Raw genomic sequence first — 24,901 nt, forward strand, 5'->3', positions numbered from 1 at the left:
ATATCGGGTTTCGTGGCTCACCGCTTTTGAGTATTTCGTTTGAAATCGGTCTGGTCGTTCAGCGGTGTTGTTGAGTTTTGTCATTGGCCGTTGACTACAGTGCTAATCCGAAGTCGGTTTTCAAAGCAAGTCTTAACAAACTGCTCAAACGGACAAATAAACGCGTGGCACTTTTGGTCTGGTTGGCTAAAGTGTTTACGGTATTAGTTTTTAAGTTAAGTGGTCGGTTTATTTGCCGCTTAGCAGAGCGTTAAGACTCGCTGTGATTTTTTGGCTATGTCGTTCTGCAATCGGCCACTTCAAGTTTGTCGTACTGCGAAATTTAGGCGGTTATGTGGCTTTTTATTCTGTGCGCTGTAAAAGCCAGTTTGGGCGTAATCCAAAGTTTAGCGGTTACCGTTTTGAAGCGCGTTTCTCGAACCGATTGTTGCTATCTGCTCACAAACTCTCATCGTACTCGTAGAGTTAGATTTCCCCGCAGTTCATTATTGAACGCGTGAATTCAGTGGGCGGCTTGTTGTCTCTGTGCATATCGGGTTTTGTGGGTCACCGCTTGTGAGTGTTTCGTTTGAAATCGGTGTTATCGTTTAGCGGTGTTGTTGAGTTGTGTCATTGGCCGTTGACTACAGTGTTAATCCGAAGTCGGCTTTCAAAGCAAGTCTTAACAAACTGCTCAAACGGACAAATAAACGCGTGGCATTTTTGGTCTGGTTGGCTAAAGTGTTTACGGTGCAAATTTTAAGTTAAGTGGCTGGTTTATTTGCCGCTTAGCAGGGCGTTAGGCGGCCTATTGCGTTGAAAGGTTTTGAGGTGATGGTGGTAACTGTTTTTGTCTCGAACATCATCTTCTGGTTCAGCAATACGTGCATACGGTGACTCATCATTTAAGTGTGACTTTCAGCGCTTTGTTTGGTCCTGCAAATGGTCAAATTTTTACGTTAAGTAAGCTCTACAAATTGCGAGCATCGGTTTCAATTTTAAAACCTTTTGCCAATAATCAGCATTCAATAGCGTGGGCGGCCCCTAACAAATTACTCAAGTGGACGCTCAAACGCTTGGCACTCTCGGCTTGGAGTTTGGTATGCTTGGGTAATTCAGTGGCAGCGCCACTTAGTAAGGCGTTAGGCGCCTGCGATACAAGGAAAGTATATGAATCTAAATCAAGTAACTTTGGCTGTTGATGATATCAATTTGGCCGTGGATTTTTATAAAGCACTAGGACTTATTCAAATTGTCAGCGATGAACACTATTCCCGTTTTTCTTTTCCCGATGGAGACTCTACATTTTCAATCTACTTAGACACTGAGAAACGCGGGTTAGAATGTAGAGGTGTTGTTTACTTTTAACATGAAGAACTCGATCAATTGGTAGCAAATCTGAAAGATAAAGGTATAGAGTTCGATCAGGAACCTATCGACCAACCGTTCCTTTGGAAAGAAGCGGTACTAAGTGACCCATCAGGAAACAAAATTAAGTTGTATTGGGCGGGTGAGAATCGATTAAACCCACCGTGGAAAATTGAAGAAAGCGCCTAACAAGCAATTTAAGCAGACTGCCAACGCTTGGCATTTTTAGCTCGTTTTAGCTTCAGTGATTACGGTGTTAAATTTGAGTGTATTGGTAGCGTTGTCAGCTACTTAATTGGGCGTTATGCGACCTAAAGGAAATTGATATTTATGGATAAATTTGGAATGCTCCAAGAGCTTGGTGCGGGTGATTTTCAGCACCTCAATGGCTCCTTGGAAGCTCACCTTAAAGGAACTGAAAAAGTTCTAATGAACTGGGGGAGTAGCGAGTCACTTCAAATCGCTGGTCTCTTTCATGCCGCCTATGGAACAGCAGGCTTTGATGAAAATATGGTGTCGCTAAGCCAACGTAAGGAAATCGCACAAATTATTGGTTGTGATGAAGAAGCATTGGTTTACTTGTATTGCTCATGCGACCGAGACTATGTCCTCCCTCAATTTGGCAAAGTGCGAGAAATCCAATTTAAAGACAGGTTTACTGGTTTAACATTCACACTCGACAATGCTATAGCGAAGTTGTTTTGCGAGTTAACCGTCGCTAATGAGCTAGAGCTTGTTTATAGCAGTGAAGAGTTCAAACTCAAATATGGTGCTGAGCTATTTGAACTGTTCCAAGGTATGGACAGTTACTTAAGCCCCGTGGCTAGAAATGCCTACAAATCAGCCTTGTCGAATTTCGCATAACAAGGCGTTCAATAGGGGAACTTAACGCTTGGCATTTTTAGTTTGAATCTGTTTTAGTGTTACGGCACAATGGGTTAAGTAAGGTGGCTGGCGTTGTTTACCCCTTAACGCAGCGTTATGTGACCTAATAAAAAAATCTATCATCCTGACAATTTAAGGATAGTTATGTCTGATATTTACCTTCAACTCGCGGTCTCAGAGGATGTTCAAATCCTGCAAGACTCGGCTTTAGCTGCATTTTCTGCTGATGTTGATAAATATGGTGCGTTTCCTCCAAATATCGAATCAATAGATTGGTTTCATTCAGAGGTTGGGAAAGGGCATTTTTACAAAGTTTTATGCGACGGTGAATTCGCGGGTGCAATTTGTGTTGAATGTGGTGACCAGTCCTCTATTGAAATTAAATATGTCTACATTGCGTTAAAATTTCAGAATAAACATATTGGCTTTGAAGTTATGCGCCTTATAGAGGAACAGTACAGCGACATAAAATACTGGTCTTTGCTTACCCCTTACAAGTCATATCGAAATCATCATTTTTATGAAAAGTTAGGGTACAAAAAGGTCGGTGAGTTTCAGCCTGATGCTTCTGATGATTTTAGGGTATTCGAGTACTCAAAAACTCTTACGTGCTAAGCGGTTCACATAACAAGGCGTTCAAGACGGATTCCCAACGCTCGGCATTTTGGGTTTGCTTCCACTTCAGTGTTTACGACACAATGATTTAGGAATGGTGGTCTGCGTTGCTCACCCCTTAACGCGGCGTTATGTTGCCCCGATAAATTTGACAATCTAGAGTTCGAAAATGATAAGAAAGTACAATTCAAATGACTTAGACTCGGTTCTTGAAATCTGGCTCGAAGCCTCTGTTAAAGCCCATGATTTCGTCCCGGCTGACTTCTGGGGATCTCAAGTTGAGAACATGCGTAATATTTATATTCCTGCTTCAGAAGTCTTCGTTTATGAAATTGAGTCGAAAATAGTTGGTTTTTACGCGCTGTATGAAAGTACTTTGGCAGCCATATTTGTGTTTCCTGAATTTCAGGGTAAAGGCATCGGTAAGCAATTATTGAGTCATGCCAAAGCTCAAAGGGCGATATTGAGCCTTTCCGTATACAAGGAAAATCAGGCTAGTTATCAGTTCTATTTGTCTCAAGGTTTTGCAGTCGTCAGTGAGCAACTGGACGAACATACGGGACACCCAGAGTACACAATGAGTTCGGGCACATAACAAGGCGTTTAAGACGGTTTCACAACGCTTGGCGGTTTTGTTCCAAGTCAGCTTAAGTGTTTAAGGTACAATGGTTTAGGTTTGGTGGTTGGCGTTGTTCACCACTTAACGCGGCGTTAGGCGGCCTATTGGGGTGAAAGGTTTTGAGGTGATGGTGGTAGCTGTTTTTGTCTCGAACATCATCTTCTGGTTCAGCAATACGTGCATACGGTGACTCATCATTTAAGTGTGACTTTCAGCGCTTTGTTTGGTCCTGCAAATGGTCAAATTTTTACGTTAAGTAAGCTCTACAAATTGCGAGCATCGGTTTCAATTTTAAAACCTTTTGCCAATAATCAGCATTCAATAGCGTGGGCGGCCCCTAACAAATTACTCAAGTGGACGCTCAAACGCTTGGCACTCTCGGCTTGGAGTTTGGTATGCTCGGGGAGTTCAGTGGCAGCGCCACTTAGTAAGGCGTTATGCATACATAGGGAGCATTATGATAGAACTTACACAGATAGGTGCACAACTTATCTTTATTGGAATTGTCTTTTTCCTTGCCGGTTTAATACAAGGTGCATTGATACCAGCTGTAAAAAATCCTCGGATGGCTCTTTCTGGCCACATGACAGCTGTTCAGTGTGGGATGGCTCTGGCGATCTTTGGTGTTATATGGTCGCTGGTTGATCTTTCTTTATTTTTAGAAATGTTTGTGGCTTATGGCTCCGCTTTGGGTTTCATATTTATTTGGCTGGGAATAACTTTAGCGTCTGTAACAGGTGCAAGTAAGGCACTTCCAATTGCTGGAGCTGGATTTTCAGCAACCGCCACGACTGAATTTGCTGTTAAAATTTTGGTGCGTTCTGGGTCACTACTATCACTCATCACCTGTAGTTTGTTAGTTTATGGATTGCTGCCATTACTTCAGTCGTCGTAAAAAATGCATAACAAGTTGCTTAAACGGAAAAATAACAGTTGGCCATCGCTTTGCGATTATAGCCAACCATTATTTTCCGCTTAGCAAGGCGTTAGCCATCAGAGGATACGAACGTGCTTAATGCATTAAAGAAAGCCAGTGAAGATAGTCGTTTAGCGGTAATTAATCATGAAAAGTGGGATCTACAGAATGAAGTTTTGTGCCAAGTATTTGGGTTTATGCTTTATGGTCGTAATTTCGCATATGGAAGACTAGTTTGTTTTCTAGACATTGAAGAAATCGATTTAGTGACTACCAAATCTTTAGAGGATATTGGGTTAGGGTCTGCGTATGCGCGTGGGTTAGTTCAGCACGCAAGAGATTCATTCTTGGAAAAGTCAGATACGTCACCGAACATGCAACTAGTTAATGAAGGACACGCTACCGTGGCAACAGATAGTAGCGACTTTGCGAACAAAGTTATTGAGTTGTACTCGTTAATAGCATAAGGCTAACAAAACGTTTAAGAGCGATTCGTAAACGCGTGCTGAACTCGCTTCGCTCAAACATAGCACGCGTTCACTCACGCCTTAACGTGGCGTTAAGACTCGCTGTGATTTTTTGGCTAGGTCGTTCTGCAATCAGCCACTTCAAGTTTATCGTACTTTGAAATTTGGGCGGTTATGTGGCTTTCACAATGTACGCCGTAAATGCCAGTTTGGGCGTAATCCAAATTTTAGCGGTTACCGTTTTGAAGCGCGGCTCTCGAAACGATGGCTTCTATCTGCTCTCAAACTCTCATCGTACTCGTTGAGGCTCGTTTTTCCGCAGTGCATTATTGAACGCGTCAGTTTTGGGGGCGGTTTTTGGCTCAGTGCATATCGGGTATCGTAGGTCACCGCTTTTTAGTGTTTCATTTGAAATCGGTCTAGTCGTTTAGCGGTGTTGTTGCGTTTTGTCATTGGCCGTTCACTACAGTGTCAATACAAAGTCGGTTTTCAAAGCAAGCCTTAACAAATTACTCAAGTGGACGCTCAAACGCTTGGCACTCTCGGCTTGGAGTTTGGTATGCTTGGGTAATTCAGTGGCAGCGCCACTTAGTAAGGCGTTAGTCGTTTAATGCTTTGAAAGGTTTTAAGGTTAAAGTTGGTTCAGTAACTTTCGCCGTATTGTTTTACTGGCAACGTTTTTGGGCGCTACTGGATCGCATGATGTTAATGTTCAATTTAGGGCGCTTCGTTTGGCCGAGTTAAATGCATAGCCTTGCCCTAAGTAAGTTCTACAAATGTTGTGCATTGGTTTTAATAACAAAAGCTTGTGCTAATAATTAGCATTCAATGGCAAAGCCACCGACTAACAAGTTAATTAAGTGGACTTATCAACGCTGGGCACTCTCGGCTTGAAGTCTGGTATGCTCGGTAAAGTCAGTGGTTACAGCCACTTATTAAAGCGTTAGCTTTAAGGTCAATTTATGAAAACAGATGCACTAATTCAATCAGTTGAAGCTGGAACATTTAATGGCAATTTGATTGTTTCTGAAGATATCAATGTCTGTGAGATTATGAATATCACAGATATAAAAATCCTCAGAGAGATATCGAATTATCTAGAGGATTTTAAAGTTCTTTCTAAAACTGAAACTTGGGAATTAAGTGATAAAAGGCAATATATTTTGTCCTCAATGGATAGGCTGAACGCATTTTTAAAGGAAATCGCAAGTGGAGAATGTCGTTGCGTAAAATATAAATATAGTTCTGATTCTCCTCGTCATGAGGAACAAAAAGGTTTAATAAAAATCTGCTCTCAAAAGGAGGTTGGAAGAGATACGTTCTTTGAATGCAAGTGTACCTCCTGTGTAAAGATTTTTACGGTAATGAAAAGTGAAGCTGGATGGGGACATAGCCACTCATGGAGTAAAAAAAGCTAACAAAGCATTTAAGAGTGATTCCTTACGCTTGCCGGTTTCGCTTCGCTCACAGTATGGCAAGCGCGCGTCACACCTTAATGCGGCGTTATGTGGCCAAAGGAAATCTAGCCTTGCGCTACTGTATTAAGTAGTGGCGGTATTTCTGTTCTATCGGTATACTTACTGTACAAGTAATCCATTGGAAGACATTTATGGAAACTGTAGTGAAAGTTCAAAGTATTGATATAGCTTACTCTGATCGAGGTGTATCAATAAAGGCATCAACATTAAGAGCTGCTTTGAGTAGTGATACTCATGTTGTTCCAGTGTTTAAAAATCGTGCTGAAAAACTCAAGTGGATGAGAGAAAAAGTTGCAGAAAACAAAAACTATTAAGCAAACTACTTGGTACATGGGGCAATACCTTGATCAGCCTGAAGCATTTCAAGTAATGCTCGATGACTTTGAAGATACAATTCGTCAGTATGGCCTTTGGGGCGGGAAACTAGACGGGGCAGTTAGAGACTCAAGTAGAGTCGACCCTAAGAGCCCTTATTATCAAGAAACTGTAGACTTGTGCAATGACTTTAGGTTATTTCATTACCATATAGGTTGGGAGTCATACACTGGCCGTGACGCGGACAATAAACTTACTTCTAACTGGGTTGTTCACATTCACGTAGAAACGGCCCATGAATACCATTTGGTTGGTCTTGGTGAGCATTCTCCAATGCATTTACCTAAGCAGATAAAAAAACCAGATAGCTTCCCTGAATAGCCACATAACAAACTGTTTAAGAGTGATTCGCAACGCTTGGCACTTTTGCTATGCGTTGCGTTTTGTGTTTAAGGTGGTATGCGGGAGCTTCGGTATTGCGTTGCTCACACCTTAACAGGGCGTTAAGACTCGCTGTGATTTTTTGGCTAGATAGTTCTGCAATCGGCCACTTTAAGTTTGTCGCACTTTGAAATTCGTGTGGTTTTGTGGCTCTAACAACGTGCGCTGTAAAAGCCAGTTTGGGCGTAATCCAAATTTTAGCGGTTACCGTTTTGAAGCGCGTTTCTCGAACCTATGGTTTCTATCCGCTCTCAAACTCTCATCGTACTCGTTGAATCTGGTTTTTTCCGCAGTTCATTATTGAACGCATCAGTTTTGTGGGCGGCTTTTTGTCTCAGTGTATATCGGGTTTCGTGGCTCACCGCTTTTGAGTATTGCATTTGAATTCGGCATGGTCGTTTAGCGGTGTTGTTGAGCTTTGTCATTGGCCGTTCACTACAACGTCAATCCGAAGTCGGTTTTCAAAGCAAGTATTAACAAACTGCTCAAACGGACAAATAAACGCGTGGCATTTTTGGTCTGGTTGGCTATTGTGTTTACGGTATTAATTTGAAGTTAAGTGGCGGGTTTATTTGCCGCTTAGCAGGGTGTTAAGACTCGCTGTGATTTTTGGGCTAGATAGCTCTGCAATCGGCCACTTTAAGTACGTCGTACTGTGATATTTAGGCGGTTATGTGGCTTTCACTATTTGCGCTGTAAAAGCCAGTTTGGGCGTAATCCAAATTTTAGCGGCTGCCGTTTTGAAGCGCGTTTCTCGAACCGATTGTTTCTATCTGCTCTCAAACTCCCATCGTACTTGTTGAGTTAGATTATTCCGCAGTTCATTATTGAACGCGTCAGTTTTGTGGGCGGCTTTTGGCTCTGTGCATATAGGGTTTCGTGGCTCACCGCTTTTGATTGTTTTGTATTAAATCGGTCTGGTCGCTCAGCGGTGTTGTTGATTTGTGTCATTGGCCGTTCACTACAGCGTCAATCCGAAGTCGGCTTTCAAAGCAAGTCTTAACAAATTACTCAAATGGACGCTCAAACGCTTGGCACTCTCGGCTTGGAGTTTGGTATGCTTGGGTAATTCAGTGGTAGCGCCACTTAGTAAGGCGTTATGCGTCAAGGTATATTTATGAGAGCTCCATTTCAAGTGTTAGTATTTCCTTATCGAAAGTCGAATGATGGCTATGAAGTACTAATTTGTCGACGTTCTGATGATGGGGTTTGGCAGGGGGCATCTGGTGGTGGTGAATGCGGAGAATCTTCTAGTGAGGCTGCTATTCGTGAACTATTTGAGGAAACGCACCTTACTGGTGAAAATTGGCAACAATTAGATGCTATGTGCATGTTGCCAAGAGTTTATTATAAAGGTCATGAACTATGGAGTGAGCATCCATATGTAGTTCCTGAATACTCATTCTCTTTGTTGGTTAACAAAGACCCCATACTTTCACACGAACACTCAGAATTTAAATGGTGTTCAGAAAGTGAGGCAATTGGCTTGCTACAATATGATTCGAATAAAATTGCAATTTGGGAAGTTTTCCAAAGATTGAACGCATAACAAGTCGTTTAAACGGACGTGTAACAGTTGGCTCGCGCTCGTTCCTCGCACAGTTTAGCCAACTATTCCACGCCGCTTAACGAGGCGTTAGTGGTCTAAGGCTTTGAAAGGTTTTAGGGTTAAAGTTTGTTCTGCACTCGTCGCAATATTGTTTTATTGGTGTAGCTTTTTGGCGGTTCGGGGTCGCATGATATTAATGTTCCATTTAGGGCGCTTTGTTTGGCCGAGTCAAATGCCGAGTTGCTGCCTAAGTAAGTTCTACAAATATCGTGCATTGGTTCAAATAATAAAGGCTTGCACCAATAATCAGCATTCAATGGCGAAGCCGCCCACTAACAAGTTAATTAAGTGGACTTATCAACGCTGGGCACTCTCGGCTTGGAGTCTGATAGGCTCGGTAAAGTCAGTGGTTACAGCCACTTATTAAAGCGTTAACTTACATGGAGGTACATCAAAATTGAAAACTAAATTAGGTAGCTGTATTACAGTTATTTTTGATCTGGAATTTTATGTTCCTGAAAAGTCGCGAAAGGAAGTAGGTTTTTGTTATAACCCATGGGATAAAGCATCCCGAATTCTAGGTGGTGGTTTTTTAAGTATAAACGGCTTTACTGTCGACAAAACCCACGATGATGCTATTCAAAAAAAAATTAAAAGCTATTGGCTGTGGGAGCACGAAAATAACGAGCGTGTGCTCCTTGAGCGAATACTTGATGTTTTAGTTAAAGCCTCAGAAAAAGTCAGCAAAGCACACAATGGTACGAGGTCAGCTGTTTTGTGCGGTATTGGTATTTCATCTTCAGACGTGCCGATCTTGTTCGAGTTATTCAAAAGGTACAAGTTATTATCAAATCAGCAAGCCTTTGAATTACAGAATAGATTTCGAGTAATGGATTTATCTCAGATAGCAACTCCTTTGTTTAATCTAAATACAGGCTATATGTATCCTGCACCTAAAAACGGGTTAATGAATAAGTTTGTAAAAGGACTAAAATTTGAGTCTGGTTGTGGGGTTTGGGATATGTATGAAGACAATAATTACTCCCTCATTGAGAGCAGAGTAAAAAGTGAAATCTCGGCAACGTACTTGTGTTACAAGAGTATTATCGAAGAATCTCGCAGGCTTAAGTCAAAAGAGATCGAACTAAAAAAGCTGAATAAACTGTTTGAGAATGTAAGTTAACAAACAATTTAAGAGTGATTCCCCACGCTTGGCATTTTTGGTTTTGGTCAAATTTAGTGTTTACGGTGTTCAATTTTAGTGTCGTGGTCGCGTGGCTCACACCTTAATTGGGCGTTAAGACTCGCTGTGATTTTTTGGCTAGGTAGTTCTGCAATTGGCCACTTCAAGTTTGTCGTACTTTGAAATTTGGGCGGTTATGTGGCTTTTTACTCTATGCGCTGTAAAAGCCAGTTTGGGCGTAATCCAAAGTTTAGTGGCTACCGTTTTGAGGCGTGGCTCTCGAACCGATTGTTGCTATCTGCTCACAAACTCTCATCGTACTCGTTGAGTCTGGTTTTTCCGCAGTTCATTATTGAACGCGTCAGTTTTGTGGGCGGCTGTTTTGCTCAGTGCATATCAGGTTTCGTGGTTCACCGCTTGTGAGTGTTTCGTTTGAAGTTGGTCTGGTCGTTTGGCGGTGTTGTTGAGTTTTGTCATTGGCCGTTCACTACAGTGTCAATGCAAAGTCGGTTTTCAAAGCAAGTCTTAACAAACTGCTCAAACGGACAAATAAACGCGTGGCATTTTTGGTCTGGTTGGCTATTGTGTTTACGGTATTTATTTTTAATTTAAGTGGTTGGTTTATTTGCCGCTTAGCAGGGCGTTAGTTGCTCATCAAATATATTGACCATAGGTAATTTATGAAAAAGATATTTATATTTCTAGCTGTTTTGATCTCGTTCAATGTAGTGGCTGCAGAGCCAAAGTTAAGTTTTGATGTGAAATGCTACACCGGCAAAAACATGGATAAGTTCACAAGGGGGTTCAAGTTAGACGAGAACCTTAATGAAGTTGTATTTAGTGGTAGCTCGCTCCAGAAAACTCGTTATCAGTTAATGAGTAAAATAATCGATAACATGAATTATGTTTATACTTTACCGTCTGAAAAATCTGGTTATGGAACTGTTATTTACAAATCTTTGATAGTGGTTAACGGAAATCCTGGGTTGATCTATTTAGTTGACGCTGAATTTAAAGGCAATAGCTTGATAAGCGCAAATGAAAGTCAGCATTGGTGCCGCAAAGAATAAAACGCAACTAACAAGCAATTTAAGAGGGATTCTCAACGCTTGGCACTTTTGCTTCTACTTCAAATTTAGTGGCTACGGTACAATGCGTTAGGTTGGGTGGTGGCGTTGGTCACCCCTTAATTGGGCGTTAAAACTCGCTGTGATTTTTGGGCTAGATAGCTCTGTAATTGGCCACTTTAAGTATGTCGTACTTTGAAATTCATGTGGTTATGTGGCTTTTTACGATGTGCACTGTAAAAGCCAGTTTGTGCGTAATCCAAGGTTTAGCGGCAACCGTTTTGAAGCGCGTTTCTCGAACCGATGGTTTCTGTCTGCTTTCAAACTCTCATCGTACTCGTTGGGTTGGATTATTCCGCAGTTCATTATTGAACGCGTGAGTGCAGTGGGCGGCTTTTAGCTCAGTTCATATCGGGTTTCGTGGGTCACCGCTTTAGAGTATTGCGTTTGAAGTTGGTCTGGTCGTTTGGCGGTGTTTTCAATATTGTCATTGGCCGTTCACTACAGCGTAAAATGCAAAGTCGGTTTTCAAAGCAAGTCTTAACAAACTGCTCAAACGGACAAATAAACGCTTGGCACTCTCGGCTTGGAGTTTGGTATGCTTGGGTAATTCAGTGGCAGCGCCACTTAGTAAGGCGTTAAGACTCGCTGTGATTTTTTGGCTAGGTAATTCTGCAATCGGCCACTTCTAGTTTGTCGTACTTTGAAATTTGGGCGGTTATGTGGCTTTTTACTCTATGCGCTGTAAAAGCCAGTTTGGGCGTAATCCAAAGCTTAGCGGCTACCGTGTTGAGGCGTGGCTCTCGAACCGATTGTTGCTATCTGCTCACAAACTCTCATCGTACTTGTTGAGTCTGGTTTTTCCGCAGTTCATTATTGCACTAGTGAGTGTAGTGGGCGGCTTTTGGCTCTGTGCATATCGGGTTTCGTGGCTCACCGCTTTTGAGTGTTTCGTTTGAAATCGGTCTGGTCGGTTAGCGGTGTTGTTGAGTTTTGTCATCGGCCGTTCACTACAGCGTAAAATGCAAAGTCGGTTTTCAAAGCAAGTCTTAACAAACTGCTCAAACGGACAAATAAACGCGTGGCATTTTTGGTCTGGTTAGCTAAAGTGTTTACGGTATCAATTTTAAGTTAAGTGGTCGGTTTATTTGCCGCTTAGCAGAGCGTTAGTCGGCTAAGGCATTGAAAAGTTTTAAGGTTAAAGTTGGTTCAGTAACTTTCGCCATATTGTTTTACTGGCAACGTTTTTTGGCGCTACTGGATCGCATGATGTTGATATTCAATTAAGGGCGCTACGTTTGGCCTAGTCAAATGACGAGTTTTTACCTAAGTAAGTTCTACAAATGTCGAGCCTGGTTTTTATATCAAAGGCTTGCGTCAATAGTCAGTATTCAATGGCAAAGCCACCGACTAACAAATTACTCAAGTGGACTGTCAAACGCTGGGCACTCTCGGCTTGAAGTCTGTTGTGCTCGGAAAAGTCTGTGGTAACAGCCACTTAGTAAAGCGTTATAACTTCAGGAGAGTTCAGTGAAATTTATAGGCTTAGTCCAACATGAAGTGTTTATAAAAAAGCAAATTTGGCTGTATTCTACATTTTCTGCTGTATCTATGGCTTTCTTTTTAGCTATGTTAAGTGCTGGTGCCGAAAGTGATAATTCAACACCACTAAAGCTTGCAACGTTAGCGTTTTCGTTAAGCCTCACTATTAACTCGTTGCTTTCTTTTATAATCGTCGGCTTTGATGATGAAACTGAGACCTTACATGCTTTGTTCAAAGTTGATCTGTTTTCATTCGTCATTTTCTCTGCATTTTTATCTTTTGTAGTCGCAGTTTTGTTTCTAATAGCTCATTTTTCTATCTCTTATTCGATAATATCTTTATTCGTAGGTGGGTTCATATTTGGTCGAGTAAGCCAAGCGTTTGACAATCTGTCACCAAAAGAAAATGGTGATATGAAATTATAACAAATTACTAAAGTGGACTTATCAACGCTCGGCACTTTCGGCTTGAAGTCTGATATGCTCGGTAAAGTTAGTGGTAACAGCCACTTAGTAAATCGTTAGGTTCTTTGAGCCACCCCGTAAATACAGGGTGGTTCATTAAAGACTAGACAGTTGCACCGAGGTGGTGTTCAATTCTATCAACCACGTTAGCATCCTCTAACAGATCAAATTTTCGAGCGAAAAGATTAGGGCTCGATATTAAGTTGGAAATATCGGCTATTGTAAACGTCCTTGGTCTTAGCTTTATGTCTCCATCTGGTACCCAATCGATAAAACGCAAATCATCTTGAACTATTTCACCATGACAATCGTTATTCATCATAACCGTTTGGAAAAATCCCTCATCAGCAATAAAAGTATTTTTATAAAATTCTTTATAGGGCTGAGATGCATCCGTATTACAGACAAAATCACAGAACTGTCGCGACACAATCATCCATTGAGTGCCAATAAACGGTGTTATTCCTGACATGAATTTTCTGGCTATTTTAGGTCGGTAAATATGTTCTTTATATTCAAAACACATATTTTCTATGCGATTCATCGTTTCGGGCCTAGCTTCATTTTGGTCTAGTGCTCGAATGAATTCCTTGTGTGGATTATTTGACAAAAAGTCATGAATATATGGCTGAGTTTTCAATGGAAAATCTTGTCCACTTAGGTTTATAAAATGAGTCCAGCTTTTATTCATATTTAATAACTTAGCCATACCCCGAAGTTCAATATTAACTAGGCTATATCCACCCCATAACGCATTTTCTGATTCAAGAATTTCGGCATTTTTGTAATCATCTATAAACAAAGATATTTCATCTAAAATTTCTTTGCCAGAAGTTTTGTCAACATGGATAACGTAGTGATTATTTGGATGGTATATGGCATGAAATAGCCGTTTAAATTGATCTGGATAGCGGTGAACGAGAATAAGATAAGCAATCATTAGATCATTCCTTGAGAAATCTGGAATATTTATTTTCACGCTCCAGTTGTCTCAGTTAGGGAATGTATGTTCTGAGTGGTAAGGCGTGTTCTTATCCTTATACTATATGGAGGCTCTGTCTTGATTAATCAACAGCAATAAAATATAAACCTAACAAACAATTTAAGAGGGATTCCCAACGCTTGGTATTTGGGGTCTACTTCAAATTAAGTGTCTATGGCACAATACCTTAGGTTTGGGTGGTAGCGTTGCTCACCCCTTAATTGGGCGTTAAGACTCGCTGTAATTTTTTGGCTAGGTAACTCTGGAATCGGCCACTTTAAGTTTGTCGTACTGCGAAATTTAGGCGGTTATGTGGCTCTCAGAATGTGCGCTGTAAATGCCAGTTTGGGCGTAATCCAAAGTTTAGCGGCTACCGTTTTGAAGCGCGTTTCTCGAACCGATGTTTTCTGTCTGCTCATAAACTCTCATCGTACTCGTGGGGGCTCGTTTTTCCGCAGTTCATTATTGAACGCGTCAGTTTTGTGGGCGGCTTTGAGCTCTGTGCATATCGGGTTTCGTGGCTCACCGCTTATGAGTGCTGCGTTTGAAATCGGTGTTATCGTTTAGCGGTGTTGTTGAGCTTTGTCATCGGCCGTTCACTACAGCGTCAATGCAAAGTCGGTTTTCAAAGCAAGTCTTAACAAACTGCTCAAACGGACAAATAAACGCGTGGCATTTTTGGTCTGATTCGCTAAGGTGTTTACGGTGCAAATTTTAAGTTAAGCGGTGGGTTTATTTGCCGCTTAGCAGGGCGTTAAATGGCCTCGAATTCAAAAGTTATCGTAATAATGTTGTGCGTTTTTTAAAAAAAGTTACTAATTGCTTTATATTAAGCTTGTAAGCAATGATGCTTATCTTATTAAAAGGAATTACTCAATGGCTGTTACATTAATTAGCGATACTACGAAAACCTTTTTTACTTCTTCTAGTATGGCTTATGAAAAGCTTAAGAATGACAAAGAGGCACTTGTGCGACACGCTTTGAACAGTGTTGTAAAGCATGGTACTCAGAAGGAGAAGGGGCCTAAAATTATTCACATGTGCCGGCAGTCTGACGTGCGCGTTTATACTACAAAAGAAACTCGAGCTCAGGACATTGCGAATCTAGTTGCAGAAGGCTATTCAAAGCTCACCACTCGTTAGTTTATTAAAAACTTGAGCAAGGAGAAGAGCCATTTAACAATCAATTTAAATGGGATTCACAACGCTTGGCATTTTTGCTTCTACTTCAAATTTAGTGTTTATGGCACAATGCTTTAGGTAGGGTGGTAGCGTTGTTCACCCCTTAATTGGGCGTTATGTGAATGGAGGTACAATGCGATTATTTCATTTAACTTTAGCTTGGTTGTTATTAGGTTTGTCACTTAATGTAATTGCGCAGCCTAAGGTTGTAAACGAAGTCGAGAGTGAAGCACCCAGTCAAATATCTATTTGGGCGCAACACGTACATGACACCATTCAAAACAACTTGGTGCTTGAAGATAATTTCAAAGGGCAACAAGTTAGATATCAAGTAAGTATCGATATATTGGGTAATGTTACTAAAACTAAAATATTGAGCAGTACAGGGAATGCTCAGTTAGAAAAGAGTGTTAAAGTGGCGATTTTGTTGGCGGCTCCTTTTGACTTGTCATTTATAGGTGAAGATGAATTTGTTCAAATCCAAACGTTCAACATCACTATTGCCCCTGAATAATTCACATAACAAAGCGTTTAAGACGGATTCCCAACGCTTGGCATTTTTGGTTTGATTCAGCTTTAGTGTTTACGGCACAATGGTTTAGGTGTGGTGGTCTGCGTTGCTCACCACTTAACGCGGCGTTAGGCATCAAAGTTACGAGGAAAAATATGTCAGATTTAGATAATACCATTCAAGATGGTTTCAATATAGAAACTACTAAAGATAAAGAGCTTGGTATTGCGTTTAGCTCATTGAAAATAGCTTTAAAATCGTACTTTTCTACGTATCAGTGTTTTAAAGGCAATTTAACAGTGCTGTCTCAGGGTAACCTTGAACAAGAGCAAATCGACTACCATCACCATGATACTTATTGTGAGCTTTGTACTGAAACTCTTATTCACTTTCAGCACTTCTTTGAACTTGCATGTAAGAAAATACTAAAAGATGAGCATCCATTATTAGCAGACGTGGCATTAACTAAGCCAGTGGTCCTATATAAATTGTTAAACAGTCAGCAATTATCTGAACAAGAGACGAACAGTTTGCGATCAATTGAGTTTAGTGAAGCTATATCTAGACTTGATGATTTGATAAAAAGTGGACAGTTCCCAAACTCAACAAGTTTGCAGTTTATTCGAGATCATAAAAATACATTAATTAAGATTAATGCGTTAAGAAATCGACTTTGGCATCGCGGTGTATATGTCTTACGTTACCCATCATTAGACAAGCTCATATGTAAATATGTCTTACCATTACTGCATAGTTTTCTAAATTTGCCTGCTTTCAAAGGTCAAGAGTTGCTGTGGAAGTATAAACCCCTCGAGTGTGGTGTGGATCCGTTGTCTGAACTGATCGCTGTCTATAGTTCAGAAGCTATAGATTTAAAAAAAGTGGCATTTATTAAGGAGATTGGTCGTGCTGCTTACAACAACCCATTAATGAAGTTAAAAATGACGTCCCAAAAGGTGCTTAAGGGGTTCGCTGACATTTATGATAATAAGCACATCCAACGAGCGATACGAATTTCAGAAACAGAAGCAAGGCAAGAATATGCATCTATTCTGAATTGTCCTGTTTGTGGTGTTAAATCATTAGTGCTATATACCGAATCAGAGATGGAGTATGACGAAGAAGAGATGCTTTCTAATGGGTACACATACACTGATCGTGTGATTTGTGAGTGTTGTCAATTATCATTACGTAGTGATTTTGAAAATGCCACACAATATGGTTTAAAAAATATCGAAGACTTTTGGATATATAAAAGAGTTTAAGTAGTGAAAAATGCCTAACAAGCAATTTAAGAGGGATTCACAACGCTCGGCATTTTTGCTTCTACTTCAAATTTAGTGTTTATGGCACAATGCTTTAGGTTTAGGTGGCAGCGTTGTTCACCCCTTAATTAGGCGTTATGTGCCATACGGTATGAACCAACAGTATTGAGTATAGGTGCCATGTTTATTACTAGACTGTACATGTTATTAAGCCCCTTTAAGGTGGCAAAATACAGAAAGTTATTTATTAACAATTATATAGGTGATTTTCATTATGATACTTTTGATCGCGCACCCATACGTATGGATTTGCTAGAAAAAATCGTATCGATAGCCTACAGCATATTTATTGATCACTATAGAGGTCGTAATTTTCAGGAAGAGCTATTGTTCAATGAAATAGAAGTTCATGAGTTTAATTCTTCAAAGCGATTTAAACACGATTTTAGAGAAGATGAGATCTTAAAGAATAAACTAAAAGAAAACCTTTCTAAACTCAAGGAAGAACACCTTGTTTCAGATGAGAAAATGAATAAATTGCTTGTTGCGATTTGGGCTGGTTTCTTGAAGTATAGAATAGTTGGTGTTTATACAGAGCTTATTTATCATGATTCAATAAAAGTAACTTGGTCAAAATCTGTTACTTTTGAAACAAATAAGAAAGAAAATGAAATTAGCGATATCTGGTAACCTCAATCCAAGGCACATAACAAACTGCTCAAACGGACAAATAAACGCGTGGCATTTTTGGTCTGGTTGGCTAAAGTGTTTACGGTATTAGTTTTTAAGTTAAGTGGTTGTTTATTTGCCGCTTAGCAGGGCGTTAAGCTTACAAAAATATTATGGTGAAAAATGAAATATCCAGGTCAACCGGCAGACGCTCCTAGTTGGTATAGAGATCGTGGTCAATCCCACATTGAAGCTGAATTTAGTAAAGAACTAAATGAGCTTGCTGATTTAATTGAAAGTGAGCAATGGTTTGGCGACAAAGCAAAGCATGCAAGATATAGGGTGGATTTCATTCTTAGAGATGCTCGTTTGATTATTGAGTTGGATGGGCACGCATATCACTCTTCTCCAGAGCAATTAGAAAAAGACGCAATAAGGCAACGATATTTAACAAGGTCAGGTTATACGGTTATTCGTTTCACGGGACGTGAGATCAATAGAGACGCGAAAGGCTGTGTCGATGAAGTTAGAACAATATACCGTGAAAGAATGCAACGAGAGCCAGTTAAGTATCGAGCAATGTATATCGATTATAGGTTTTTCTACCAAGAACGCATGAAAGCCATTAACTTTTTCAGAAAAATCAATCCCGAGAAAACATTGACATTACCATCAATTGATCAAGTGATTCCTCATGCCATCGAGTGGTTGTATGAAAAGTCCTTTATTACTGCTTTTATATTCCATCTCCCTGAAGATGGATATGAAATTGAGCATTTAAATGGTTTAACTCTTGATTATGAAAAGGGCGAAGTGAGAATAAATACGATCTCCGAGGAGTGGTATAGTCTTGAACTCGGAGAACATATGCTTAGGTTCGCTCATTTGTTCGATGAGTTTCTTGTTATCGCTGATGATCCTGTTTATGTATCGCCATTATTGAGTGTGCTCCCTAATGAAATGAGCGTAGACAAACTTGGAGATATAGAATTTAGTTATATTGGAAATGGTAAGTTACTTCGACGAGGTAATAACGAAACATCGTATATTGGTTCTGATCTAGTTAGAGTTAAGTGGCAAAATGTTTGGTATGTCCTTGGAGCCGCTATGGGGTTGAGCATATACGAAATGTAAGCTTAACAAACTGTTTAAGAGTGATTCGCAACGCGTGGCATTTTTACTATGCGTTGCGTCTAGTGTTTAAGGTGGTATGCGGTGGCTTTGGTATTGCGTTGCTCACACCTTAACAGGGCGTTATACAAATAAAAGGAGGTAATCCGATGCGGCTTTATGTAAAAGATCGTCAAACAGGGAAGAAAACATACCTTCAGAATACGGCTAATTCTCGGAAAGAACTAGCTCAAAGGTTAGGCTCTAATCGCCTAAAGGTAAATGATAAGGTCTATTCTGTTAATTCGGTTACGGCGGAGTCTGACAATAAGACAGCTCCAGCCATGGCTATTGGTGGAGTTATTGGAGTCATGGGTGGTGTTCCAGGAGTATTACTTGGCGGGCTAATTGGCGGTTTGCTTGGGAAAAGTAACGATGATGAAGATACTAAAAAGGTAAACGAATTTAATAGGAGTCATAATGTTTCCTAAATTCAACCTTCGACTAGTCGGTGTCCTCATCACCTTAGTCATAATAGCTGTTACCTATATAACTGATCAGAAATATTATAATGAGACGATACGCTCAGTCTTGGAATGGAAGCATTTGAATATAAGTATTTGGTTTGGTTGCTTCATCTGTTTTGTATTGCATTATCTGTCAGCTAAGAGCTCAAATTCCGAATATGCAGGGCTTATATACAAGCAGTTTGGTATTTTTGCTGATTCAGCTTTTGCTGCAATCACTTATGGTTTGGCGATGACAACATCCGCGTCAATTTTAAAAGGTGTTTACGTTCAACAGTTTTTCGGCGATGTTGTGTATTTCAACCATTTTGAATCCCTAGACATTTATTCAATGTTAGTTGTATGTTTATTTTTATTAGGTTATTCATTTTGGTCATGCACTCGTGCTGCTTGGGAGGCAATTATTTTTAGTAGCGCAGAAAAAGCTGAGGCAGTGTACGACTAATTATTTGTATAACAAGGCGTTTAAGACGGATTCCCAACGCTCGGCATTTTCAGTTTGATTCAGCTTAGGTGATTACGGCACAATGGGTTAGTGTGGTGGTCTGCGTTGCTCACCACTTAACGCGGCGTTAGTCGTTTAATGCTTTGAAAGGTTTTAAGGTTAAAGTTGGTTCAGTAACTTTCGCCGTATTGTTTTACTGGCAACGTTTTTGGGCGCTACTGGATCGCATGATGTTAATGTTCAATTTAGGGTGCTTCGTTTGGCCGAGTAAAATGCAAAGCCTTGCACTATGTAGGTTCTACAAATATCGTGCACTGGTTTTAGTAACGAGAGCTTGTGCTAATAATCAGCATTCAATGGCAAAGCCACCGACTAACAAGTTAATCAAGTGGACTTATCAACGCTGGGCACTCTCGGCTTGGAGTCTGATAGGCTCGGTAAAGTCAGTGGTTACAGCCACTTATTAAAGCGTTAAGACTCGCTGTGATTTTTTGGCTAGATAGTTCTGTAATCGGCCACTTTAAGTATGTCTTACTTTGAAATTTGGGCGGTTATGCGGCTTTCACTATTTGCGCTGTAAAAGCCAGTTTGGGCGTAATCCAAAGTTTAGCGGTTACCGTTTTGAAGCGCGTTTCTCGAACCGATGGTTTCTATCTGCTCACAAACTCTCATCGTACTCGTAGAGTTAGATTTCCCCGCAGTTCATTATTGAACGCGTGAATTCAGTGGGCGGCTTGTTGTCTCTGTGCATATCGGGTTTTGTGGGTCACCGCTTGTGAGTGTTTCGTTTGAAATCGGTATGGTCGTTTAGCGGTGTTGTTGAGTTGTGTCATTGGCCGTTGACTACAGTGCTAATCCGAAGTCGGCTTTCAAAGCAAGTCTTAACAAATTACTCAAGTGGACGCTCAAACGCTTGGCACTCTCGGCCTGGAGTTTGGTATGCTTGGTGAATTCAGTGGCAGCGCCACTTAGTAAGGCGTTAAGACTCGCTGTGATTTTTTGGCTAGATATTTCTGCAATCGGCCACTTTAAGTATGTCGTACTGTGAAATTTAGGCGGTTATGTGGCTTTCACTATTTGCGCTGTAAAAGCCAGTTTGGGCGTAATCCAAAGTTTAGCAGCAACCGTCTAAAATGTAGCTCTCGAACCGTTGTTTCTATCTGCTCACAAACTCTCATCGTACTCGTTGAGGCTAGTTTTTCCGCAGTTCATAATTGAACGCGTTAATTCAGTGGGCGGCTTGTTATCTAAGTGCATATCGGGTTTCGTGGGTCACCGCCCTTGAGTGTTTCGTTTGAAGTCGCTATGGTCGTTTAGCGGTGATTTCAGCTTTATCATTGGCCGTTCACTACAGTTTCAATGCAAAGTCGGTTTTCAAAGCAAGTCTTAACAAACTGCTCAAACGGACAAATAAACGCGTGGCATTTTTGGTTTGGTTGGCTATTGTGTTTACGGTATCAATTTTAAGTTCAGTGGCGAGTTTATTTGCCGCTTAGCAGGGCGTTATGTTTACTTGTATTTAAAGGGCTTAAAGGGCTTAAAGGTCTTAGGCTCTAGTTCTTTGTCCCTCCGGCAGTCCGTCCCTAGTAGACTCAGCAAATCCGCATTGTCGGCTTAAATTCTTGAACCTCTCAGGCCGTAAAATATGCCAATGTTCGTGGGTTGCTTCATTGGGCAGGGAAGTGGAATTAGTCGTGTCAGGTTGGTCGCCTTTGGCGGTCAAATTGGTTTAAACCTTGTGGTTTGGTTCAGAAAACTGGTCTGAAACAGCAGTTCTTTCTCAAGTAAATCATGTATTTGTGGTAAAACATAACAAGCAATTTAAGAGGGATTCACAACGCTCGGCATTTTTGCTTCTACTTCAAATTTAGTGTTTATGGCACAATGCCTTAGGTTGGTGGGAGGCGTTGTTCACCCCTTAATTGGGCGTTATGTTTACTTGTATTTCAAAGGCTTAAATGTCTTAGGCTCTAGTTCTTTGTCCCTCAGGCAATTCGTCCCTAGTAGACTCAGCAAATCAGTGTTGTCGGCCTAAATTCTTGAATCCCTCAGCCCGTAAAACATGCCAATGTTCGTGGGTTGCTTCATTGTCAGGTCGTGGCGCTTGGCTTCTTGTTTAATTGGCTCAAAGTCGCTTCTAAGTTCTAAGCCAATTAGCATTTCAGCTTGGCAGTTGCCTCAGCAATTCAGCATTGTTTTACGCTTTGGTTGGAAAGATAGGGTGTTTGCTGAAGCTAAGTCGGGTTGCCTCATTGGAAAGGGAAGTGGAAATACACGTTTTAGGTTGGTCGCCTTTGGCGGCCAAGTTGGTTCTGACCTTGTGGTTGGGTTCAGAAAATTGATATGAAATCGCAGTTCTTTCTCAATAAAGTCAGTAACTTGTGGTAAAACATAACAAACAATTCAACAGTGATTCGCAACGCTTGGCGCTCTCACTTCGGGTTGAGCTAAGTGTTTACGGCGCAGTATTCAAGTTCAGTGTATGCGCTGCTCACACGTTAATTGGGCGTTATACCGCAATCAGTCATCTAACCTTTTCATGGCTTTAAGGTAAACATCGCTACGTTCGCGTTTTCCAACTGCTAGGACGGTTACGATAATTACATCGTCTTCAACCTTGTAGACGAGACGGTAGCCCGATTGACGCAACTTAATTTTATACATGTTGTCAGCTCCAGAAAGTTTTGAAGCCGGAACATGTGGGTTATCTAAGCGCTCGATCAGCTTTTTCTTAAATTGTTGTTGCAGAGTAGAACCAAGCTTTTTCCACTCTTTGAGGGCGCTCTTTTTAAAGTCGAGTTTATAGGTCATCAATATTTACCGAAATGCTCTCTTCAGATTCACGCTCTTTAGCGATAGCTAGTAGTTCAAGATCTTCGAGTCTGTCCATCATCATTTCGTAAGCTTCGGCAGGTACGCAATAAAATGCTGGTTCATTTCGGTTTAATACAGCAACAGGTTCGCCGTAAGCGCTAGTTGCAACTTTCATAGGGTTAGCTTTCAACTCAGTAATGCTTGCAGCAACATCGGCCAAAATTCTAGTGGTCATATAATCGGTCTCTTAAGTGGTCTTTATGTTGGTCATTTTAGCCTCAATCAAGCGGTATAACAATCAATTTAAGAGGGATTCACAACGCTTGGCATTTTTTGCTTCTACTTCAAATTTGGTGTTTATGGCACAATGTTTAGGTTGGGTGGAGGCGTTGTTCACCCCTTAATTGGGCGTTATGTTTACCTGAAATTCAAAGGCTTAAAGTTCTTAGGCTCTGGTTCTTTGCCCCTTTAGCAATTCGTCCCTAGTAGACTCAGCAAATCCGCATTGTCGGCCTAAGTTCTTGAATAGCTCAGGCCGTAAAACATGCCAATATTCGTGGGTTGCTTCATTGTCAGGTCGTGGCGGTCGGCTTCTTGTTTAACTGGCTCAAAGTCGCTTTTGGATTCTTAACCAATCAGCATTTCGGCTTGGCAGTTGCCTCGGCAATTTGCCATTGTCTTGCGCTTTGGTTGGAAAGAAAGGGCGCTTGTTGTTACTCGGTCGGGTTGCCTCATTGGGCAGGGAAGAGGAATTACTTGTTTCAGGTTGGTCGCCTTTGGCGGTCAAGTTGGTTTAAACCTTGTGGTTTGGTTCAGAAAATTGGTCTGAAACAGCAGTTCTTTCTCAAGTAATTCAATCGTTTGTGGTAAAACATAACAAGCAATTTAAGAGGGATTCACAACGCTCGGCACTTTTGCTTCTACTTCAGTTTTAGTGTTTATGGCACAATGCTTTAGGTTTTGATGTAAGCGTTGTTCACCCCTTAATTGGGCGTTAGTTTACCAATCAAGATCATCACCCTAGTTTTTATTTTGGGTGATGTCTTCGCTACAAGTGGTTTTGTGGGAGTTGTAATTGACCAAGTACAGCCACAACTAAAATAAAACCGTCTTCTTTTGTAAAGTAAGCTGTGTGTTTTCCTACCGGAAAATAGAAACCGCTTGGATAAATTTCATCGCAACTGCGACCTACGGCTGGATTGTCGGCAAGCATTTGAAACCCAGTTAGCAATGTATCTTTATAGTTGTTCCACTGCATTTCAGAAAAGTTGTTGACGGTATAGCTTTTAATTTTTCGTAAATGAGCCTGAGCCAATTTACTTAGTTTGTATTTATTCTTTTGCATAGTGGGTTACAAGGCGCTTAGGAAATCTTCACCATCAACTACATTGCCTTGTGCTAAGTCTTGTTTAGCTGACTCGAAACAATGTTTAAGATAATCAGTTTTCATTGCCTCTAGTTCTTCATAGTCTTTGATAGACATTACCACTACGGCATCTTTACTGTTTTTGCTAATCTTTACTGGCTCACGTTGGGCGCTTAGAAGCAGCTCACCAAAGTTACGCTTTGCATCATTTGCTGTTAGTGTGTGCATACTCAATCTCCAAATTTGGAATTACAGTAAGATTATAGTTTGTCGCACAAAATGGTCAATATAATTAAATCGTGTGATTTGTGCGAAAGGTAAACTAACAAGCAATTCAAGCTGATTCGCAACGCTCGGCATTTTTGGTTTCAGTTGGTTTAGTGATTAAGGTGAAGTGTTCGGGTAAGGTGGTAACGTTGCTCACAACTTAATTGGGCGTTATGTTGCAATGAGCTTTCGATATGCTCTAATGTTACCTAAATCGTTATTGTTCCGAGAGAAATCGAATCATGTATCAACTGCGCTGCACTAAGAAATCACAAGACTTGCTGGGTCTTAGACCCCAAGACCTGTCAGATGTTGAAAGCGAACATCATATTCTCGGTAATTGGTATATACATACATTTACTCAAGAGCGTCGAAAATGTCTCTTTTTCATGGAAGAGAAAACTCTAATGTCTTTTGTGCTTATCGGTTTCAAAAAGTCAGAATTCAAGCATTTTAATGAAGCTTTCAAAAGTGGGTTGTTGACCTTACTAGAGCTTGAAAATGCTCCAAATGAGATTCTTTCTTCGTTTGAAAATGCAGAGCCGAATATTAGCTTTACCAAAACTGACAGTCGAAAGTTACTTGGTCACGTTAACGATAAAATGTCGTTGTACCAAGATTTCATATATTCAGATGGCGGCTTTGAGCATTGTGATCTAGCGCAGATCACCGCAAAAATTAATAGAATGCCTCAAAAAGAGTTGGGTTGGGCATTATCAATAGATGCCTTCAATGAGCTCTTCAACTAGCAACATAACAAACTGTTCAAGAGTGATTCGCAACGCGTGGCACTTTTACTATGCGTTGCGTTTAGTGTTTAAGGTTGTATACGGAAGCATCGGTATTGCGTTGCTCACACCTTAACAGGGCGTTA

Annotated in this window: 25 protein-coding genes and 1 pseudogene; 21 read left to right on the forward strand and 5 right to left on the reverse strand. The window is 40.7% G+C overall.

Annotation, left to right across the window (positions count from 1 at the left end):
• The first annotated feature begins 1,149 nt into the window (after positions 1 to 1,149).
• From QF117_RS04145 to QF117_RS04215, 13 genes and pseudogenes are all read left to right on the forward strand, one after another.
• Positions 1,150 to 1,536, forward strand: a pseudogene (locus tag QF117_RS04145) (VOC family protein).
• 141 nt (positions 1,537 to 1,677) lie between these two features.
• Positions 1,678 to 2,211 carry a DUF6817 domain-containing protein gene (locus QF117_RS04150; RefSeq protein WP_282384838.1) on the forward strand — a complete coding sequence of 178 codons (534 nt, stop codon included), beginning with the start codon at positions 1,678 to 1,680 and terminating at the stop codon, positions 2,209 to 2,211.
• 165 nt (positions 2,212 to 2,376) lie between these two features.
• The gene (locus tag QF117_RS04155) at positions 2,377 to 2,847 is read left to right on the forward strand and encodes a GNAT family N-acetyltransferase (protein WP_282384839.1); all 471 of its coding nucleotides are present in this window, start codon (positions 2,377 to 2,379) and stop codon (positions 2,845 to 2,847) included.
• Positions 2,848 to 3,016: 169 nt separating this feature from the next.
• A complete protein-coding gene (locus QF117_RS04160; RefSeq protein WP_025639322.1) occupies positions 3,017 to 3,442 on the forward strand; it encodes an N-acetyltransferase in 426 nt (141 codons plus the stop codon).
• Between the two features lie 481 nt (positions 3,443 to 3,923).
• Positions 3,924 to 4,361, forward strand: a complete 438-nt coding sequence (locus tag QF117_RS04165) for a hypothetical protein (protein ID WP_282384841.1) — start codon at positions 3,924 to 3,926, stop codon at positions 4,359 to 4,361.
• 113 nt (positions 4,362 to 4,474) lie between these two features.
• The gene (locus QF117_RS04170; RefSeq protein WP_282384843.1) at positions 4,475 to 4,849 is read left to right on the forward strand and encodes a hypothetical protein; all 375 of its coding nucleotides are present in this window, start codon (positions 4,475 to 4,477) and stop codon (positions 4,847 to 4,849) included.
• A 962-nt stretch (positions 4,850 to 5,811) separates the two neighbouring features.
• A complete protein-coding gene (locus QF117_RS04175) occupies positions 5,812 to 6,267 on the forward strand; it encodes a hypothetical protein (protein ID WP_282384846.1) in 456 nt (151 codons plus the stop codon).
• Positions 6,268 to 6,458: 191 nt separating this feature from the next.
• On the forward strand, positions 6,459 to 6,641 hold the full coding sequence (locus QF117_RS04180; protein WP_282384847.1) for a hypothetical protein: 183 nt from the start codon (positions 6,459 to 6,461) through the stop codon (positions 6,639 to 6,641).
• Positions 6,619 to 7,023, forward strand: coding sequence for a hypothetical protein (locus QF117_RS04185; RefSeq protein ID WP_053317234.1), 405 nt, complete (start codon positions 6,619 to 6,621; stop codon positions 7,021 to 7,023). The genes QF117_RS04180 and QF117_RS04185 overlap by 23 nt, the downstream gene beginning before the upstream one ends.
• Positions 7,024 to 8,200: 1,177 nt before the next feature.
• Complete coding sequence (locus QF117_RS04195) at positions 8,201 to 8,632, forward strand: NUDIX pyrophosphatase (RefSeq protein ID WP_282384850.1); 432 nt, start codon at positions 8,201 to 8,203, stop codon at positions 8,630 to 8,632.
• Positions 8,633 to 9,089: 457 nt separating this feature from the next.
• The gene (locus tag QF117_RS04200; RefSeq protein WP_282384851.1) at positions 9,090 to 9,815 is read left to right on the forward strand and encodes a hypothetical protein; all 726 of its coding nucleotides are present in this window, start codon (positions 9,090 to 9,092) and stop codon (positions 9,813 to 9,815) included.
• A gap of 680 nt (positions 9,816 to 10,495) precedes the next feature.
• Positions 10,496 to 10,885 (forward strand): hypothetical protein, encoded by a 390-nt coding sequence (locus QF117_RS04210; RefSeq protein WP_282384853.1) that lies wholly within the window; start codon positions 10,496 to 10,498, stop codon positions 10,883 to 10,885.
• Between the two features lie 1,527 nt (positions 10,886 to 12,412).
• Positions 12,413 to 12,850 (forward strand): hypothetical protein, encoded by a 438-nt coding sequence (locus QF117_RS04215; RefSeq protein WP_282384855.1) that lies wholly within the window; start codon positions 12,413 to 12,415, stop codon positions 12,848 to 12,850.
• A 142-nt stretch (positions 12,851 to 12,992) separates the two neighbouring features.
• On the opposite strand, the gene QF117_RS04220 is transcribed toward QF117_RS04215, so the two are convergent.
• Positions 12,993 to 13,829 carry a beta-1,6-N-acetylglucosaminyltransferase gene (locus tag QF117_RS04220; RefSeq protein WP_282384856.1) on the reverse strand — a complete coding sequence of 279 codons (837 nt, stop codon included), beginning with the start codon at positions 13,827 to 13,829 and terminating at the stop codon, positions 12,993 to 12,995.
• 918 nt (positions 13,830 to 14,747) lie between these two features.
• On the opposite strand from QF117_RS04220, the gene QF117_RS04225 reads away from it, so the two are divergent.
• The 7 genes from QF117_RS04225 to QF117_RS04260 all read left to right on the forward strand — a co-directional run bounded on the left by QF117_RS04225 (position 14,748) and on the right by QF117_RS04260 (position 19,580).
• A complete protein-coding gene (locus tag QF117_RS04225; protein ID WP_282384857.1) occupies positions 14,748 to 15,014 on the forward strand; it encodes a hypothetical protein in 267 nt (88 codons plus the stop codon).
• Between the two features lie 172 nt (positions 15,015 to 15,186).
• Positions 15,187 to 15,567, forward strand: coding sequence for an energy transducer TonB (locus QF117_RS04230; RefSeq protein WP_282384858.1), 381 nt, complete (start codon positions 15,187 to 15,189; stop codon positions 15,565 to 15,567).
• Between the two features lie 152 nt (positions 15,568 to 15,719).
• The gene (locus tag QF117_RS04235; protein WP_267712967.1) at positions 15,720 to 16,829 is read left to right on the forward strand and encodes a hypothetical protein; all 1,110 of its coding nucleotides are present in this window, start codon (positions 15,720 to 15,722) and stop codon (positions 16,827 to 16,829) included.
• 201 nt (positions 16,830 to 17,030) lie between these two features.
• The gene (locus QF117_RS04240; protein WP_282384801.1) at positions 17,031 to 17,519 is read left to right on the forward strand and encodes a hypothetical protein; all 489 of its coding nucleotides are present in this window, start codon (positions 17,031 to 17,033) and stop codon (positions 17,517 to 17,519) included.
• 162 nt (positions 17,520 to 17,681) lie between these two features.
• The gene (locus tag QF117_RS04245) at positions 17,682 to 18,632 is read left to right on the forward strand and encodes a DUF559 domain-containing protein (protein ID WP_102386837.1); all 951 of its coding nucleotides are present in this window, start codon (positions 17,682 to 17,684) and stop codon (positions 18,630 to 18,632) included.
• 146 nt (positions 18,633 to 18,778) lie between these two features.
• On the forward strand, positions 18,779 to 19,099 hold the full coding sequence (locus tag QF117_RS04255) for a hypothetical protein (protein WP_282384861.1): 321 nt from the start codon (positions 18,779 to 18,781) through the stop codon (positions 19,097 to 19,099).
• Positions 19,089 to 19,580: a hypothetical protein gene (locus tag QF117_RS04260; RefSeq protein WP_108162637.1), complete on the forward strand. Its 492-nt coding sequence runs from the start codon at positions 19,089 to 19,091 to the stop codon at positions 19,578 to 19,580. Before QF117_RS04255 ends, QF117_RS04260 begins: the two co-directional genes overlap by 11 nt.
• Before the next feature lie 2,520 nt (positions 19,581 to 22,100).
• Here the strand turns inward: QF117_RS04260 and QF117_RS04265 are convergent.
• From QF117_RS04265 to QF117_RS04280, 4 genes are all read right to left on the reverse strand, one after another.
• Positions 22,101 to 22,391 carry a type II toxin-antitoxin system RelE/ParE family toxin gene (locus QF117_RS04265; protein WP_282384863.1) on the reverse strand — a complete coding sequence of 97 codons (291 nt, stop codon included), beginning with the start codon at positions 22,389 to 22,391 and terminating at the stop codon, positions 22,101 to 22,103.
• Entirely contained in the window at positions 22,381 to 22,629 is a 249-nt protein-coding gene (locus tag QF117_RS04270; protein ID WP_005377003.1) for a type II toxin-antitoxin system Phd/YefM family antitoxin, read from the reverse strand. Before QF117_RS04270 ends, QF117_RS04265 begins: the two co-directional genes overlap by 11 nt.
• Before the next feature lie 813 nt (positions 22,630 to 23,442).
• A complete protein-coding gene (locus QF117_RS04275) occupies positions 23,443 to 23,739 on the reverse strand; it encodes a type II toxin-antitoxin system RelE/ParE family toxin (RefSeq protein WP_282384864.1) in 297 nt (98 codons plus the stop codon).
• Positions 23,740 to 23,745: 6 nt separating this feature from the next.
• Positions 23,746 to 23,988, reverse strand: coding sequence for a type II toxin-antitoxin system Phd/YefM family antitoxin (locus QF117_RS04280; RefSeq protein WP_045957228.1), 243 nt, complete (start codon positions 23,986 to 23,988; stop codon positions 23,746 to 23,748).
• A gap of 281 nt (positions 23,989 to 24,269) precedes the next feature.
• On the opposite strand from QF117_RS04280, the gene QF117_RS04285 reads away from it, so the two are divergent.
• On the forward strand, positions 24,270 to 24,776 hold the full coding sequence (locus QF117_RS04285) for a hypothetical protein (RefSeq protein ID WP_282384803.1): 507 nt from the start codon (positions 24,270 to 24,272) through the stop codon (positions 24,774 to 24,776).
• Positions 24,777 to 24,901: the final 125 nt, after the last annotated feature.

The organism is Vibrio sp. YMD68 (genome assembly GCF_029958905.1).
Lineage (GTDB): Bacteria > Pseudomonadota > Gammaproteobacteria > Enterobacterales > Vibrionaceae > Vibrio.

Coding starts and splice junctions, on each gene's coding strand:
- QF117_RS04255 (WP_282384861.1), top strand. CDS start 18,779: ATGCGGCTTTATGTAAAAGATCGTCAAACAGGGAAGAAAACATACCTT.
- QF117_RS04275 (WP_282384864.1), bottom strand. CDS start 23,739: ATGCAAAAGAATAAATACAAACTAAGTAAATTGGCTCAGGCTCATTTA.
- QF117_RS04210 (WP_282384853.1), top strand. CDS start 10,496: ATGAAAAAGATATTTATATTTCTAGCTGTTTTGATCTCGTTCAATGTA.
- QF117_RS04260 (WP_108162637.1), top strand. CDS start 19,089: ATGTTTCCTAAATTCAACCTTCGACTAGTCGGTGTCCTCATCACCTTA.
- QF117_RS04245 (WP_102386837.1), top strand. CDS start 17,682: ATGAAATATCCAGGTCAACCGGCAGACGCTCCTAGTTGGTATAGAGAT.
- QF117_RS04235 (WP_267712967.1), top strand. CDS start 15,720: ATGTCAGATTTAGATAATACCATTCAAGATGGTTTCAATATAGAAACT.
- QF117_RS04285 (WP_282384803.1), top strand. CDS start 24,270: ATGTATCAACTGCGCTGCACTAAGAAATCACAAGACTTGCTGGGTCTT.
- QF117_RS04165 (WP_282384841.1), top strand. CDS start 3,924: ATGATAGAACTTACACAGATAGGTGCACAACTTATCTTTATTGGAATT.
- QF117_RS04220 (WP_282384856.1), bottom strand. CDS start 13,829: ATGATTGCTTATCTTATTCTCGTTCACCGCTATCCAGATCAATTTAAA.
- QF117_RS04155 (WP_282384839.1), top strand. CDS start 2,377: ATGTCTGATATTTACCTTCAACTCGCGGTCTCAGAGGATGTTCAAATC.
- QF117_RS04195 (WP_282384850.1), top strand. CDS start 8,201: ATGAGAGCTCCATTTCAAGTGTTAGTATTTCCTTATCGAAAGTCGAAT.
- QF117_RS04280 (WP_045957228.1), bottom strand. CDS start 23,988: ATGCACACACTAACAGCAAATGATGCAAAGCGTAACTTTGGTGAGCTG.
- QF117_RS04240 (WP_282384801.1), top strand. CDS start 17,031: ATGTTATTAAGCCCCTTTAAGGTGGCAAAATACAGAAAGTTATTTATT.
- QF117_RS04230 (WP_282384858.1), top strand. CDS start 15,187: ATGCGATTATTTCATTTAACTTTAGCTTGGTTGTTATTAGGTTTGTCA.
- QF117_RS04180 (WP_282384847.1), top strand. CDS start 6,459: ATGGAAACTGTAGTGAAAGTTCAAAGTATTGATATAGCTTACTCTGAT.
- QF117_RS04270 (WP_005377003.1), bottom strand. CDS start 22,629: ATGACCACTAGAATTTTGGCCGATGTTGCTGCAAGCATTACTGAGTTG.
- QF117_RS04265 (WP_282384863.1), bottom strand. CDS start 22,391: ATGACCTATAAACTCGACTTTAAAAAGAGCGCCCTCAAAGAGTGGAAA.
- QF117_RS04160 (WP_025639322.1), top strand. CDS start 3,017: ATGATAAGAAAGTACAATTCAAATGACTTAGACTCGGTTCTTGAAATC.
- QF117_RS04150 (WP_282384838.1), top strand. CDS start 1,678: ATGGATAAATTTGGAATGCTCCAAGAGCTTGGTGCGGGTGATTTTCAG.
- QF117_RS04175 (WP_282384846.1), top strand. CDS start 5,812: ATGAAAACAGATGCACTAATTCAATCAGTTGAAGCTGGAACATTTAAT.
- QF117_RS04225 (WP_282384857.1), top strand. CDS start 14,748: ATGGCTGTTACATTAATTAGCGATACTACGAAAACCTTTTTTACTTCT.